At 67.4% G+C, this 13,120-nt stretch carries 17 protein-coding genes and 1 tRNA gene; 11 read left to right on the plus strand and 7 right to left on the minus strand.

Going from position 1 to position 13,120, the window contains the following annotated elements; translation table 11 throughout:
• Positions 1 to 129: 129 nt before the first annotated feature.
• Positions 130 to 396: a winged helix-turn-helix domain-containing protein gene (locus tag ABZ194_RS26130; RefSeq protein WP_355599656.1), complete on the minus strand. Its 267-nt coding sequence runs from the start codon at positions 394 to 396 to the stop codon at positions 130 to 132.
• A 224-nt stretch (positions 397 to 620) separates the two neighbouring features.
• Here ABZ194_RS26130 and ABZ194_RS26135 point away from each other — a divergent pair, with 224 nt between their 5' ends.
• Together ABZ194_RS26135 and ABZ194_RS26140 are read left to right on the plus strand one after the other, a co-directional pair.
• Positions 621 to 935: a hypothetical protein gene (locus ABZ194_RS26135; protein ID WP_355599657.1), complete on the plus strand. Its 315-nt coding sequence runs from the start codon at positions 621 to 623 to the stop codon at positions 933 to 935.
• A gap of 17 nt (positions 936 to 952) precedes the next feature.
• Positions 953 to 1,225 carry a hypothetical protein gene (locus tag ABZ194_RS26140; protein ID WP_355599658.1) on the plus strand — a complete coding sequence of 91 codons (273 nt, stop codon included), beginning with the start codon at positions 953 to 955 and terminating at the stop codon, positions 1,223 to 1,225.
• Between the two features lie 473 nt (positions 1,226 to 1,698).
• Here the strand turns inward: ABZ194_RS26140 and ABZ194_RS26145 are convergent, their stop codons facing one another.
• The 3 genes from ABZ194_RS26145 to ABZ194_RS26155 form a co-directional block, all read right to left on the minus strand.
• Complete coding sequence (locus ABZ194_RS26145; RefSeq protein ID WP_355599659.1) at positions 1,699 to 2,292, minus strand: guanylate kinase; 594 nt, start codon at positions 2,290 to 2,292, stop codon at positions 1,699 to 1,701.
• A complete protein-coding gene (locus ABZ194_RS26150) occupies positions 2,289 to 3,041 on the minus strand; it encodes an AAA family ATPase (protein WP_355599660.1) in 753 nt (250 codons plus the stop codon). Before ABZ194_RS26150 ends, ABZ194_RS26145 begins: the two co-directional genes overlap by 4 nt.
• 556 nt (positions 3,042 to 3,597) lie before the next feature.
• Positions 3,598 to 3,972, minus strand: coding sequence for a winged helix-turn-helix domain-containing protein (locus ABZ194_RS26155; protein WP_355599661.1), 375 nt, complete (start codon positions 3,970 to 3,972; stop codon positions 3,598 to 3,600).
• A 138-nt stretch (positions 3,973 to 4,110) separates the two neighbouring features.
• On the opposite strand from ABZ194_RS26155, the gene ABZ194_RS26160 reads away from it, so the two are divergent.
• From ABZ194_RS26160 to ABZ194_RS26200, 9 genes are all read left to right on the plus strand, one after another.
• Positions 4,111 to 4,449 carry a hypothetical protein gene (locus ABZ194_RS26160; RefSeq protein ID WP_355599662.1) on the plus strand — a complete coding sequence of 113 codons (339 nt, stop codon included), beginning with the start codon at positions 4,111 to 4,113 and terminating at the stop codon, positions 4,447 to 4,449.
• Positions 4,446 to 5,816 carry an FtsK/SpoIIIE domain-containing protein gene (locus tag ABZ194_RS26165; protein WP_355599663.1) on the plus strand — a complete coding sequence of 457 codons (1,371 nt, stop codon included), beginning with the start codon at positions 4,446 to 4,448 and terminating at the stop codon, positions 5,814 to 5,816. Before ABZ194_RS26160 ends, ABZ194_RS26165 begins: the two co-directional genes overlap by 4 nt.
• 22 nt (positions 5,817 to 5,838) lie before the next feature.
• Entirely contained in the window at positions 5,839 to 6,558 is a 720-nt protein-coding gene (locus ABZ194_RS26170) for a DUF2637 domain-containing protein (protein ID WP_355599664.1), read from the plus strand.
• Positions 6,559 to 6,575: 17 nt separating this feature from the next.
• On the plus strand, positions 6,576 to 6,938 hold the full coding sequence (locus tag ABZ194_RS26175) for a hypothetical protein (RefSeq protein ID WP_355599665.1): 363 nt from the start codon (positions 6,576 to 6,578) through the stop codon (positions 6,936 to 6,938).
• A 14-nt stretch (positions 6,939 to 6,952) separates the two neighbouring features.
• Positions 6,953 to 7,129, plus strand: a complete 177-nt coding sequence (locus tag ABZ194_RS26180; protein WP_355599666.1) for a hypothetical protein — start codon at positions 6,953 to 6,955, stop codon at positions 7,127 to 7,129.
• Positions 7,126 to 7,257 carry a hypothetical protein gene (locus ABZ194_RS26185; RefSeq protein WP_355599667.1) on the plus strand — a complete coding sequence of 44 codons (132 nt, stop codon included), beginning with the start codon at positions 7,126 to 7,128 and terminating at the stop codon, positions 7,255 to 7,257. The genes ABZ194_RS26180 and ABZ194_RS26185 overlap by 4 nt, the downstream gene beginning before the upstream one ends.
• A 102-nt stretch (positions 7,258 to 7,359) precedes the next feature.
• Positions 7,360 to 8,733 carry a replication initiator gene (locus tag ABZ194_RS26190; protein WP_355599668.1) on the plus strand — a complete coding sequence of 458 codons (1,374 nt, stop codon included), beginning with the start codon at positions 7,360 to 7,362 and terminating at the stop codon, positions 8,731 to 8,733.
• Complete coding sequence (locus ABZ194_RS26195; protein WP_355599669.1) at positions 8,723 to 8,905, plus strand: helix-turn-helix domain-containing protein; 183 nt, start codon at positions 8,723 to 8,725, stop codon at positions 8,903 to 8,905. Before ABZ194_RS26190 ends, ABZ194_RS26195 begins: the two co-directional genes overlap by 11 nt.
• Complete coding sequence (locus ABZ194_RS26200; protein WP_355599670.1) at positions 8,905 to 10,143, plus strand: site-specific integrase; 1,239 nt, start codon at positions 8,905 to 8,907, stop codon at positions 10,141 to 10,143. The genes ABZ194_RS26195 and ABZ194_RS26200 overlap by 1 nt, the downstream gene beginning before the upstream one ends.
• 126 nt (positions 10,144 to 10,269) lie before the next feature.
• On the opposite strand, the gene ABZ194_RS26205 is transcribed toward ABZ194_RS26200, so the two are convergent.
• The 3 genes from ABZ194_RS26205 to ABZ194_RS26215 form a co-directional block, all read right to left on the minus strand.
• Entirely contained in the window at positions 10,270 to 11,076 is an 807-nt protein-coding gene (locus tag ABZ194_RS26205) for a hypothetical protein (protein WP_355599671.1), read from the minus strand.
• A 183-nt stretch (positions 11,077 to 11,259) separates the two neighbouring features.
• A tRNA-Thr gene (locus ABZ194_RS26210) sits at positions 11,260 to 11,336 on the minus strand.
• A 65-nt stretch (positions 11,337 to 11,401) separates the two neighbouring features.
• Entirely contained in the window at positions 11,402 to 12,907 is a 1,506-nt protein-coding gene (locus ABZ194_RS26215) for an alpha/beta hydrolase (RefSeq protein ID WP_355599672.1), read from the minus strand.
• Positions 12,908 to 13,120: the final 213 nt, after the last annotated feature.

Genomic DNA, 13,120 nt, shown 5'->3' on the forward strand with positions numbered 1-13,120 from the left:
CCCACGGCGGCCTCGGCGGCCAGACTCCCTACGAACGCCTCAAGCAGAGGACCCAGACTCAGACCCAGGCGTAAACGATCACTGTCGGTCGCACAAGTAAGCGGCCTCCGATGATCTTGAGCTTGTGGACTACTCCGTAGCCTCGTCGGGTTCGGCTGTGCGTTCCTCGACGGTGGTGACGAAGCTGCCCATGCCGCGTTCGGTGCGGATCCAGCGATCCTTGCGCAGGGCGTTCATGACCTTCTGCGCGGTCTGCGTGGCTATGCCGAACTCCTGGGTGAGGTCGACGACCGAGGGGATTCGCTGTCCGGGCTTGTACTGGCCGGCCTCGATGCGCTTGACGATGATGTCGCGTACCTGGCGCCACCTGGGCAGATCGTCTCGCAGCTCAGTCATGGGCACACGCTAGAAGTGCACGGTGGAGCCCTCTCCACCAACACATACTGCGGTGTTCTATGGTGCACCACAGTGTTCTTTGCTTATGATGCTGGCATGACCGACGACCGGAGACCCGCAACGAGGGGCAGAGGGTTCGAGGCCGTCCCTCTGACTCGGACGGTTCCGGCCTTGGAGATCGAGATGACGCGAGATGCGGCAACCGGCGCAGCAGGGGGTGAGGCATGACCACGCCGTTCGTTGGTGAAGTGGATCCGGTGGACGCGGCGGAGGAACTCCGCGAGGCGCTGGCCAAGCACCAGATCGCGGCCGGTGTCCACCATGGGTACGGCTTGGCGTTGGTGTCGATCTGGGCCGGCATCAACGTCTGGTGCTACGGACAGCGTTTCTGGTGGCGTGTCGGCTGGGACCAACAGCGACAGCAGGTCGTTTACAACTGGCATCCCGCGGCGGACTCCGCTCGGGCCGCCCGCCGGATCGCCTTCCACTACGCCGCTCTTCGTCGGCAGCACGTGCGCTCCAGAGAGAACGCATCGTGATCGCCCTGGAGGAGTGCGTGAGTCCGCATGTGGCGATGCTTCAGCGTGACCACGTTCGGCTGGTGTGGCGCTCCCCCTGCCGGGCGGTGGTGTTGGAGCGGGTGCGGCCGGTGGCCTGGACCTGCTGGTGTCGGGCCACGGTGTATGAGCTGTGCGTGGGCGGGGGCCGCGCGTTCCTGCGGCGGACGGTTCAGCTCGACGGCAAGCACGAGATCCACGAGACCTCCTGCATGCCGATCAGTGAGGCTCGGGTGACCTGGACGGCGCTGCTGTCCGGAAGAACCCGGTAGACGGGCGTGGCGGCGTGAGCTTCGGAGGGGGACTTCGCCGTCACGCCTACCGGGAGCCAACCGGCTGTGGTTCCCGGTCGACTCCTCCCCCGTCCCGGAGGTCACGGGCGATCGCTCAGATCGTGGTCCCGCCGAAACGGCGATCTCGTCCACAGTGTCCGTGTCCACCCACGATGACACTGTTCATCCACATCCCTTCCCTGGAGACGAGATCGCCTCGACGGCAGGCACACGCACTGCGGCAGCCCCAAGGGGCGGGGGAGGCACGGACATCGCAGGATCAGGAACCGGTGCGAACGGAGGTGGAGGGGTGACAGCCTTACCGGCGGCGTACGGCCTCTCCCCCAACGCCTGCTCGCATGTCTCTGTGTCCTGGACGTCGAACCCTCAGGGGATGTGGACGGGGGCTAGGTGCACCGGCTGCGGGACCTGGTGGCGGCTGGACCTGATCCCGCCAGACGTCGCGGCCCGGCTCACGGGGGGCACGCCTCCTCGCGAGAACGCCCGGCCGTCCGTAGCCGGTCATAGGCAGTCATGATCTCCTCGGCTGCGGCGTCGGCGCTGAGCCGGTCGGTGTGGATGCGCAGATGAAAGAATCCCTCGTCGGTGTTGGCCTTCAGGTCGGCAAGGGTCTCGTCCCATGCGGTCAGGCGTTTGCCGGTGTCGGCGTCCCCCCGAGCGGTGGAACGCTGCTCGGTGATCTCGCGCGGGATCCACAGCAGCACGCGAAGCCACGAGTCCGGCTCGCGGCCGACCAGGCGGCGCAGGTCACCGATGTTGCCCATGTGGGCGACGGGCACGTTGCCGACGGCTTCCATGTCGTCGATCGTCTGCCGGTCGACGGCGTAGACGTTGCCGTAACGGTGAGTCTCGGCGACCAGGCGGCCCGCGCCGCGCAGTTTCTCCAACCGCTCAGCGGTGACGAACTCATACCCCTCGGCTCGGCCGGTTCCGGCCTTGAGCTTGGGCAGCAGCACGAATCGCGGATCCAGCCGGTGAAGGGCCGCGGTGACGGTGTCCTTGCCGCTGGCGGGCGGGCCGTACAAGACGATGCCGTGCGGGCTCACGCCAGGATCCGTTTGAGCGCTTCGCGGGTCTGGTCGGCAAGACTGATCGCCGAACCCAGGCGGTTGTCGACCGTGACGTGTGCGGTGGGCGGGCTGGTGTCGGTGTCGATGCCCGCGGCGTACTGCTCCCAGTTGTTCAGCTTCCAGGCGTCCCGGGCGGCGCCGCGGAACTCGATGTACTCGCGCATCGATTCGGGATCGCAGCGGACCCAGATCGCGGCGAGGTCGATGCCCTTGGCCGCGCACCGGTTCTCCAGGCGGGTGAACCACGCCTCGTCCTTCAACTCCGCGATGAACGGGGCCGACAGGATGGAGGAGGTGCCGACGTCGAGGTTGTCCCACGCGGTCTCCATCAGGCACCGATACTCCAGCGGGCGGACCTCCTTGAGGTACAGCTCGCTTTGGCGGTCGTTGGGGTCGCTGCCCAGGGAGATGAGCAGCCGTTCCACGATGGAGCGGGTCAGAGAGTCCTTGTCCAGGAACGCCCAGCCGGTGACGTCGGACAGGAAACGGGAGAACTCGGTCTTGCCCGATCCGGCGTACCCGCCGACCAGGACAAGGATGGGCTTGGGGCTGCCTCCGCCGTGGCGTCTGCGCCAGGCGTCGACGACCCGGCCCCGTAGGAGGGCCTGGGGGGAGCCGTCCGCCTCGATGTCTCCGATGGAGACCTTGGTGAAGGTCTCCTCAATGACCTGGGCGGCGGCGTTGTCGGCTGCGGGGTTGGTGGGCGCGGGCAGATCGGAAATCACAATTTCCGCTTTCTGTGATTCACCGGGCAAAGCGGGACGAAAGCCAAGTTCGGGCTCGGTGGTCTCATAGAGCAGACAATAAGCACGCCGGTAATGCGGGCCTGGGTATCCGGTTCCCTGCTCGTGTCCCCACAGGGTTTGGAAGTTGGCGGCCGGCACGGTGAGGCCGTGACGCACGGCTGTCTGGCGTAGCCGTTCGCCTGCGGCCTCCAGGGTGAGCCCGTGGGCTTCGCGGTGTTCCCGCAGGCGGGAAGGGATCCAGCCGGGTCGCTGGGTCGTCTTCATTGCATACCTTCGCCTTCACACTTGGGGGCGGTGCGCGGTGTGCGGTCGTGCAGGTGAAAACGCTCGTGTAAATCGCGGTTAAGGCAACCTGAAGAAGCTTAGCTAGGTCGGCGTGATACAGAAACTCCCCAGCTCACGGTGAACTTGTGTCATCCCGAAAGGCGAAAAGCACCGGGGAACGCGAGGGAGGGCACCGTGAGCGCGGACGACGAGCGGATCGTGCGGGAGTTGGCCGCGATCCGGATGGAGCTGGACGAGCTGGTCTGCCGGGTCAGCGAGATCGTTTCGGCTCTTGGAACACCGCCGTCTCCAGGTGAGAGAGCCGATCCCCCAGTTCCTTGAGGCTCTGGCGCATCTGGGAGAGCTGGTCCAAGATCTCGGAGTCCGCGTCCGACGGCTGCGGGGCGGTGTCGGTCGGGACCTCGCGCACGAACACGCCCTTGCCCTGCTGGCCGATCACCAGCCCCTCGGTGCGGAGCACGCTGATCGCGGCCTTGACCACGCTGGCGGAGACGTCGAACCGCTCACCCAGCTGGGCGATGGACGGCAGCGCCGCGCCGGCCGGGAGCGAGCCGGTACGGATCTGGCCGCGCAGCTCGTCGACGATCTGCAAGTAGGCCGGTCGGCCGGTCTTCTCCACCATCATCCGCTCTCTCCTCGTCTCGCCTCCAGTTGAGCACACGCCGGTAAAGAAACCAACCAGGTCTGCGAAGCACTCATTGACAACTTAGAATTCTAAGTGTTCCATGTCTTCCAAGAAGTCCATCTAGCAGAGGAAACGATCATGCGCACCATCCCCATCCCCGTTGACGTCACCAAGCTCCAGATCACCTGTGCCAAGGCCGCCCGCCCCCGCCTCGTCAGCAAGGAGACCGGCGAGATCAAGCGCGACAAGGACGGCAACACCATGTACGAGGTCACCCTGTTGATCGAAGACCACTTCGGCCGCATGGAACTCGTCAAGGTCAGCATCACCCCCGAACCGCAGATCTCCGCCGGCGACGAGATCGTCCCGGTCGGCATGGTCGGCTACGTCTGGGAACAGGGCGGACGCTGGGGCATCGCCTACCGCGCTCAGTCCTTCGTCCCCGCCACCTCGGCCGCGGCGGAGGCGGGCCGATGAACGCCGTTCCTCGCCCCCTGCTCCTCGTCCTCGGCGTCGTCTTCGCGCTGCTCCTGTGGCGGCGCTGGGCCCCGGTCTCCTACTGGTACGTCATCGTCTTCCCGCGCAAGGCCGTCTGGCTGCGCTGGACCTGGCGGCACGTGGCCTCCGGCTGCGGGCTGACCAAGAAGCGGCATCGCTGGTGGTTCACCACCGTCCCCGGCCTGGTCGCCTCGACCGGTGTCGTGCAGGTCAAGCGGCGCTTCCAGCGGGTCGCGGTCGACACCAAGCCCTGGATGGGCCTGCCCCGGCCCCTGCGGCACGGCTTCCGCGTCACCTTCCACCTGCTCGACGGCCAGGTGCCCGACGACTACGCCAAGGTCTGCGAACGGCTCGCGCACGCCTGGCGGATCGAGGCGGTCCGCGTCGTCGGCTCCCGGCCCGGCCGCGTTACCCTCCAAGGGATCACCCGCGACCCTTTAGCCCACGTCGCGCCCGCCGTACCCCCGGCTGAACCTCGCGACGGCTGGCGGGCCGATGACCTGCTGCGGCCGGTCGTCGGGGTACTGGAGACCGGGGCGGCCTGGCGGATGGACCGCCTCATCCCGCACTGGATGAACGCGGGCGCGACACAGTCCGGCAAGTCCAACCTGATCAACGCGCTCATCGTCGGCCTGGCCCCGCAACCGGTCGCCCTGGTCGGCTTCGACCTCAAGGGCGGGGTGGAACTGTCGGCCTACTCCGCCCGGCTCACCGCGCTGGCCACCACCCGCGCCGAGTGCCTCGACCTGCTCAGCGATCTGATCGCGGTCATGGGCGCCCGGATGCTGGCCTGCCGCCGGTACGGGGTGCGCGACATCTGGCAACTCCCGGACGCCTCCCGCCCCATCCCGGTCGTGGTCCTGGTCGACGAGGTCGCCGAACTCTTCCTCACCGCCGACAAAGCCGAAAAGGACCAGGTCACCCGTACGGCTACCGCCCTACTACGGATCGCCCAGCTCGGCCGCGCCTTCGGCATCCACCTGATCCTGTCCGGCCAGCGGATCGGCTCCGACCTCGGCCCCGGCGTGACCGCACTACGCGCCCAGATCGGCGGACGGGTCTGCCACCGGGTCAACGACCCCGAAACCGCGGTCATGACCCTCGGCGACCTCGACCCCGACGCCCTGGTAGCCGCCCGATCCATCGCCCCAGAACTACCCGGTGTCGCCGTGATAACCGGCTCGGACGGCCGGTGGTATCGCGCCCGGTCCGGCTACGTCTCCACCACCACCGCCGAACAGGCCGCCGGCACCTACGCCGACCTGACCCCCTCCTGGAACCAGGTCGCCGCCTCCGGCCTCGACCACGAACTCCCCGGCGTCGACACCCCCGAACTCGCCGCCTGACCCCTGGAAGGAGAACCCCACCGTGACCACGACCGCGCCCCATCTGGCCGTACGGCTGGCCGACTCCGGACCGGTACTGATCCTCGCGGCGATCGCCGGGGCGGGCAGCTTCACCCACATCCGCGACACCGCCACCGAACACGGACAGTCCGGCTGGATGGCCTGGGCGGTGGCGGTCTGCGTCGACCTCACCTGTGTGATGGCCGCAAGGGAACGGCAGCGTGACAAGAAGAACGGACGCCGGCGAGACGGCTGGATCTCCTGGCCGACCCTCGTCCTCGTCGGCGGAATCGTCCTGTCACTGGCCGCGAACCTCGCCCAAGCCGACCCGTCCGCCTGGGGGTGGATCACCGCCGCGACTCCGGCCGGGGCGTTCCTGATCGCGGTCTCCATGCTCGAACGACGCGCCACCGAACCCTGTTCCGAACCGTCCCCGGAGGTTGTCCCCGTATCGAAGATCGTTCCCGCTGCGGACGGCGTACCGGAAACTCCGGCCGAACCGGCCGCGCTCGTTTCGCTGCCCGGCCTCGCCGTACCTGACCGGAACGACACCCGGAACGGCCAGAACGACACCGGTACGGCCAACCCGCTCCTGGACTACGCCCGCCGTGTCGCCGACGAACACCACGTCCGGCACGGCAAGCCGATCACCCGTGACCTGCTACGCACCCGCCTGGGCGTGTCCAGCCAACTCGCCTCCGACCTGCTGCGCACCCTGCGCGACAGCCCCGAACCCGCCTGACCCCAAGGAGAACACTCATGATCCCCACCAACTCCCGCGCCGCTCTCGTCAAGGGCCTACTCGACCTGGCCGCCTTTCTGGAGGCCACCCCCGGCGTCCCCGTCCCCTCCTTCCTCATGGTCCACCACTTCGCCAGGGGAACCGACGCCGAGATGTGCGCCGAGATCGACGGCATCGCCGAACTCCTCGGAACCGACGTCGACCCCGGCGACCTGGATCACGACCACTACCGGACCGGCCTCACCTTCGGGCCGGTCGAGTACACCGCCGTGGCCATCCTCGCCCGCGCCCAAGCCCGCCACGACGCCAACCAGTCCTACGCGGGCTGCGTCGACCTCGCCCCCGTCACCCCCGCAGACGCTCCACCCCACGCTGCCTGAAAGAGAGAACCCCCATGCGCATCCGTATCGACGGCACCTACGCCGAACTCGTCCACGCCATCAACAAGATCCGCACGATCCTGCCGGTCGGCCAGATCTCGCTGATCCTGCCGCTCCACGAACGCCCCCACACCTGGCGGGTGTTCCTCAACACCGCCCCCAAGCGCGACACCGGGAGACGGACCACATGACCGATGACCCAGACACCCCGCTCGTCGACCTCGCGCCCCAGCGCTGGCAGTGCTGCCACTGCGGCGGAACCGGGCTCGACGGCCACGGCCAGACCTGCCCGCACTGCGAAGGCCTCGGCTTCTGCTGAGCCTCGGCGCCCCCGGCGTGACCACACATCCGCCAAGACGTCCGCCACGTCGGGGGCCATCCCGCACCGAACCGCAATAGCCCGGAAGGGACGCGCCCCATCATGCCAAACACCTACGCGGTAGCCGGGATGATCATCCGGCTCCACGATCCCCAATACGAACGCTGGGCCTCCCAGATCCGCCGGACCGGCGGCTGCCGACAGCCCATCCACCTTCGCGGCCACGTCCTCCACATCGACCCCGCCACCGGCCGGCGCCTCCACACCTACACCACCGCCACCGAACCGGACGGCATCCTTCGCCTGCCCTGCAAGACCCGGCGCGCGTCCCGTTGCCCGGCCTGCGCCGAGACCTACCGGGCTGACACCTACCAACTCATCCGCGCGGGCCTGGTCGGAGGCAAGGGCGTCCCCGACTCGGTCACCGCTCACCCCTGCCTGTTCGTCACCCTCACCGCCCCCTCCTTCGGCACCGTCCACACCCGGCAGGAGAAGAACGGCACGACCCTGCCCTGTCACCCCCGACGGGACGCGCCCACCTGCCCACACGGGCGGGTCATGTCCTGCACCGCTCGGCACGGGGCCGACGAGGGATGCCTGGGCGAGCCGCTCTGCCCGGACTGCTACGACTACGCCGGATCGGTGCTGTTCAACGCCATGTCCCCGGAACTGTGGCGGCGCTTCACCGAAGCCCTCCGCCGGCGCGTCGCCAAACTCGGAGGTCTGACGCTCCGAGAGCTCCGCGAACAGGTCATGATCTCCTTCGCCAAGGTCGCCGAGTACCAGCGCCGCGGGGTCGTCCACTTCCACGCGGTGATCCGCCTCGACGGCCCGGACGGGCCTGCCTCACCTCCTCCGTCCTGGGCAACGGCTGACGCTCTGGCGGACGCCGTACGACATGCCGCCTCGGCCGTCGCGGTCACCGCCCCTGCCGCGGCCGATGAGCCCGCTCGGGTCCTGCGCTGGGGCCCCCAACTCGACACACGCGAGATCACCATGAACGGCGACCTCACCGAACAGGCCGTAGCCGCCTACATCGCCAAGTACGCCACCAAGGCCGCCGAATGCGTCGGCACCCTCGACCGGCGCATCAACCCCCTCGACGACCTGACCGCCTTCAACCTCCGCGACCACCCCCGGCGACTCATCGCCGAATGCCTGCGCCTGGGCGCCCTCGACGAGTTCGCCGATCTCCGACTGATCCCATGGGCTCACACTCTGGGCTTCCGCGGCCACTTCTCCACCAAGAGCCGCCGCTACTCCACCACCCTCGGCAAACTCCGCGCGGCTCGCACCGAACACATGCGCGGCGAAGCGATCACCACCGGACGCCTGCCCCTCTTCGACGAGGACACCGTGCTCGTCATCTCCCACTGGGAGTACGCCGGCAAGGGTCTGTCGGCCGGTGACGCCCTCCTCGCCGCCGCACTGACCGGAAGACCACTGGCGGACCTGGGAGACGGCCATGAGTCCTAAGTTGCTCACCGTTCCCCAAGCGATGGCCACTCTCCAGGTCAGCCGGTGGACTCTCTACACCCTCATCCGCTCCGGTGAACTCACCTCCGTCGTGGTCGGCGTCCGCTGCCGCCGTATCCCGGAGTCCGCTCTGAATGACTACGTGACCCGACTTCGCGAGGAGGCCGCCTAATGGGTAAGCGCTCGAACGGTGAGGGCTCGGTCTTCCCGTACAAGGATGGCTGGGCGGGCTACGTCTGGGTCACCACACCCGACGGTAAGAAGACCCGCAAATGGGCCTACGGCAAGACCCGCGAGGAGACCCACGAGAAGTGGCTCAAGCTCCACGACCTCGCGAGCAAAGGACCGGTGCCGACCAAGCACCCCACCATGGCCGCCTACCTGACGCGTTGGCTCACCGAAGTCATCGAACCCAACCGAGAGCCGACCACCTACGCCGGTTACGAGCCGCTGGTCCGGCTCTACCTGATCCCCGGCCTCGGCAAGAAGCGCCTCGACAAGCTCACCGTTCGCGACGTACAGACCTGGATCAACACCCTGCCGACCCTGTGCACCTGCTGCGACCAGAGGAAGGATCACCGGCGCCCGGAGGACAAGCGGCGGTGCTGCTCCAAGGGAAAGTGCTGCAAGAACTACCCGTCCCGGAGCACGATCGCGAGTATCCGGCGCGTCCTGCGCTCCGCGCTCGGCAATGCCATTCGTGAAGAGTTGATCTCCAAAAACGTCGCCGGGCTGACGGTCCTGCCCAACGCGAGCAAGACCAAGAAGGCAAAAAGCCACAGCGTGTGGAACGTCGACGAGGCTCGGCGGTTCCTTGAACACCTCCGGGAGGCGAAAGAGCCGCTCTACGCCGCCTACGTCCTGATCCTGATTCTCGGCCTTCGGCGGGGCGAGGTGCTTGGGCTGACCTGGGGCTGCGTCGACCTCGACGGCGAACAGCTCTGGATCTCCCACCAGCTCAACCGCGTCCGCGGGCAACTCCTCCACCGGGACACGACCAAGACGGAGGACTCGACGGCGTCCCTGCCGCTCCTCGGGCTCTGTGTCTCGGCACTACGGGACCGCCGGCGAATCCAGCAGGAAGCCCGCCAGGACGCCAGAGCGAGATGGCAAGACTCCGACCTCGTGTTCACCACGAAGAATGGCACCCCGGTCGAGCCGCGCAACTTCTACCGATCCTTCGAACGCTACTGCGAGAGGGCCGGTGTCCCCCGGATCCGTGTCCACGACACCCGCCACACCTGCGCCTCGCTCCTGGCCGCCCTCGACGTCCACCCCCGCGTCGCGATGCGCATCCTGCGGCACTCCCAGATCTCAGTGACCATGAACGTCTATACGCAGATCACGGCACCCGAGACGCGGAAAGCGCTGGATCGGCTGAATCAGAGCCTTGGCGGGAAGATGTCTTAGCGCGTCCTAATTGCTACACAAAACTAATAACCAGTACGCAAAATGCCCTTCCAGATTAATCGGGAGGGCCTTCAACGCAGGGGCTACCCGGTGGATCGTACCCTGACTTCTTGTAGCTAAGGCGCCTCAGTGATGCCTGATAGCACGCTGCTCGTAGAGGCGGAATCCGTGATGGATGACGGCCACTGCGCCCACGGCAGTCCAGTATAGATTGGAGATAGAGCCGGTTACCCTTGCCAGGGCAATGCCTTTTTCTCGCTGAATAATCTCCCTGTCCAGCAAACCAAGGGTTCCTGAAAGATCGCCATGGGCAAGAGAGCTACAGCCACTCCAGATCACATCCACCATGTCCGCTCCCAGCGCGGTGTGATCCCCCGCCGTCCTTACGATGTCGCTGTACTGCGGCATCCGTAGAGCGGCCTTCCCCTCCTCAGCAGGAACGCCAGCAGCAACGACGAGATCTGTCAGCTGCTTCATACGCTCTTTCTTCGTGCGGGTCGCTGGCTGCTTCACGACCTCACGAAGCCGCTCCGAGCGCTTCAACTCGCCAGCTTGCAGAGACAGCCGCCGCTTCACCCGTTCCAGTCGGGACGTGGGGCCGATCATCCACACAGCCCGTGCTCCGTTCTCAATAGCCCCCCGAATAAGCGACGACTGAGCGTGCGTGTGGATACTGACAGAGGCGCGGTCTTTCTCCATCTCAACGATGAGCGAAGACCGCAAACAGTTGAGATGATCTACTGCGACCGTAAGCGCGTGACGAACGCTGTGTGAGATTTGGTACGGGTCGGTCTTGGCGTCGTCACCGGCAAGAGCACTGCCCAACTGGACATCCCAGAGGGGAGAAGAAGCACCGGTCAGCTCCTCCCAAGGCTTCGCTCGGTCTAAGAGCTTTAGTAGCTCTTGCAAATCTTTCGCCTCGTCCGCTTTCATACCTCACAGCGTACGCGGGCGACCTGGCGCCCAACGACTGAATTTTTCGCCAAACGCACGAACCCCCACCGTCTTTCACCTTGTCCACCTCGTTGACCACGGGGGGAAGACGAGGTTGCTGTACGACGCTGCTGTACGGACATGTCAAAGGCCCTCCGGGATCATCCCGAAGGGCCTTTGACCTGGAGCCGCCTTGGGGAATCGAACCCCAGACCCCTTCATTACGAGTGAAGTGCTCTGGCCGACTGAGCTAAGGCGGCGTGCCGTGTGTTACGCACGGCCTACGGCAGTCTACAGGCTTCCCGGGGCTTCCCGCGCCCCCGAATCAGGCGATCTTCGGGCAGCGGGTGCCGTTCTCGGGGGCCTTCAGGTCGATCAGGTAGTCGTCGACCAGGCGGTCCACGCACGTCGAGCCGGTCCGGTAGGCGGTGTGGCCATCGCCGTCGAAGTCCACCAGCACACCTGAGGAGAGCTGGGTGGCCAGAGCCTTGGCCCAGGCGTACGGCGTGGCCGGGTCGCGTTCGGTTCCGACGACCATGATGGGGGCGGCTCCGGGGGCGTCGATCTTCTCCGGTGCCCCTCCCCTGACCGGCCAGTAGGCGCAGGGCAGTGATCCCCACATGAGGTACGGGGCGAACAGCGGTGCTTCGGCGGCGGATTCGCGGGCCGCGGCGGCGAAGGCCGAGGAGGTCTGGGGGAAGTCGCCGTCGGCGCAGTTGACGGCCATGTTGGCCTCGGTCTGGTTGGAGTACGTGCCGTCCTGGTGCCGGTCGATCAGCAGGTCGGCCAGGCGTAGGAGTGTGGTCCCGTCGCCCTCGATCGCCTTGCCGAGCGCCTGGCGCAGGACGGGCCAGGACCGGCGGTCGTACAGGGGGGTGACCAGGCCGAAGACGGCCCATGCCTCGCTGACCTGGCGACCGTCGCCGCTCCTGCCGGTGAGAGGCCGCTGGTCCGCCCTGCGGAGCAGGCTCGTGATCTCGTCGCGGGCGGACTTCACCGAGCCGTGGAAGGGGCAGTCGGCGGCCGTGAGACAGTTCTCCAGAAACGCGTCGAGGGCCACTTCGAAGCCTCTGGCCTGGGTGGCGTTCAGTTCCAGCGGGGGGAGCGAGGGGTCCACGGCGCCGTCGAGGACGAGGGCCCGGACGCGGCCGGGGAACAGGTCGGCGTAGACCGCTCCGAGTTGCGTGCCGTACGACTTGCCGAGATAGGTGAGACGTTCGTCGCCGAGGGCCGCGCGGAGCAGGTCCATGTCCCGGGCCGCGTCGACGGTGCCTACGTGTGCCAGGAGCTTGCCGGAGCGGGCCTGGCATCCGGCGGCGAACCGGCGCGCGCCCTCCTCCAGCGCGGTGATCTCGGCCGGGGAGTCGGGCGAGGTGTCCAGGCCGATGTAGGCGTCCAGTTCGCGCGGCGACAGGCACCGGACGGGTGAGGATTCGCCGACTCCGCGCGGGTCGAACCCCACCACGTCGAAACGGGCCCGCACCTCCTCGCTCAGTACCGTGCGCGCGCTGCGGGCGTATCCGATCCCGGAGGCACCGGGTCCGCCGGGGTTGAGGAGGATCGAACCGATCCGGTCGCCGGTGGCCGGGAGCCGGATCACCCCGATTTTGATCCGCTCGCCGCCTGGTTTGCCGTGGTCGAGGGGGACCGCGAGCTTCGCGCACTCGAAACCGTCGCCGCAGTCGGTCCAGGCGAGCGCCTTCTCCGACGTTCCCGCTCCGGGCTCGGCGGTTCGGGACTCGGCGGCTCCGGCGTCGGTTCCGACTCCGGAGCAGGCTGTGAGGGGCAGCAGCAGCGCCGCGAGGGCGGCGACCGTACGGGAGAGTCTCACGCCTTGTCCGCTCCAGCTCTGTAGGTCGGGTCACCCGGGCGGCGCGGCCCGGGAGCCGGGACGCGCGAAGGTGACCGGCGGGTCTCACACCGGTGGCACCGGTGGCATCGTACGCCCGGGAGGGCGCCGCCGGGATCGGCGAGACCAACCGGGAGGGGAATCGAGAAAACAGCGGAAGTGGCGAGACCGACCGGAAGGGAACCGTTAAAAACA

The organism is Streptosporangium sp. NPDC006007, from assembly GCF_040614315.1.
Taxonomy (GTDB): Bacteria; Actinomycetota; Actinomycetes; order Streptosporangiales; family Streptosporangiaceae; genus Streptosporangium.

Excerpts from the sequence above, each read along its gene's own strand:
- ABZ194_RS26130 (WP_355599656.1), bottom strand. The coding sequence starts at position 396 with ATGACTGAGCTGCGAGACGATCTGCCCAGGTGGCGCCAGGTACGCGAC.
- ABZ194_RS26135 (WP_355599657.1), top strand. The coding sequence starts at position 621 with ATGACCACGCCGTTCGTTGGTGAAGTGGATCCGGTGGACGCGGCGGAG.
- ABZ194_RS26155 (WP_355599661.1), bottom strand. The coding sequence starts at position 3,972 with ATGATGGTGGAGAAGACCGGCCGACCGGCCTACTTGCAGATCGTCGAC.
- ABZ194_RS26160 (WP_355599662.1), top strand. The coding sequence starts at position 4,111 with ATGCGCACCATCCCCATCCCCGTTGACGTCACCAAGCTCCAGATCACC.
- ABZ194_RS26165 (WP_355599663.1), top strand. The coding sequence starts at position 4,446 with ATGAACGCCGTTCCTCGCCCCCTGCTCCTCGTCCTCGGCGTCGTCTTC.
- ABZ194_RS26175 (WP_355599665.1), top strand. The coding sequence starts at position 6,576 with ATGATCCCCACCAACTCCCGCGCCGCTCTCGTCAAGGGCCTACTCGAC.
- ABZ194_RS26180 (WP_355599666.1), top strand. The coding sequence starts at position 6,953 with ATGCGCATCCGTATCGACGGCACCTACGCCGAACTCGTCCACGCCATC.
- ABZ194_RS26185 (WP_355599667.1), top strand. The coding sequence starts at position 7,126 with ATGACCGATGACCCAGACACCCCGCTCGTCGACCTCGCGCCCCAGCGC.
- ABZ194_RS26190 (WP_355599668.1), top strand. The coding sequence starts at position 7,360 with ATGCCAAACACCTACGCGGTAGCCGGGATGATCATCCGGCTCCACGAT.
- ABZ194_RS26195 (WP_355599669.1), top strand. The coding sequence starts at position 8,723 with ATGAGTCCTAAGTTGCTCACCGTTCCCCAAGCGATGGCCACTCTCCAG.
- ABZ194_RS26200 (WP_355599670.1), top strand. The coding sequence starts at position 8,905 with ATGGGTAAGCGCTCGAACGGTGAGGGCTCGGTCTTCCCGTACAAGGAT.
- ABZ194_RS26205 (WP_355599671.1), bottom strand. The coding sequence starts at position 11,076 with ATGAAAGCGGACGAGGCGAAAGATTTGCAAGAGCTACTAAAGCTCTTA.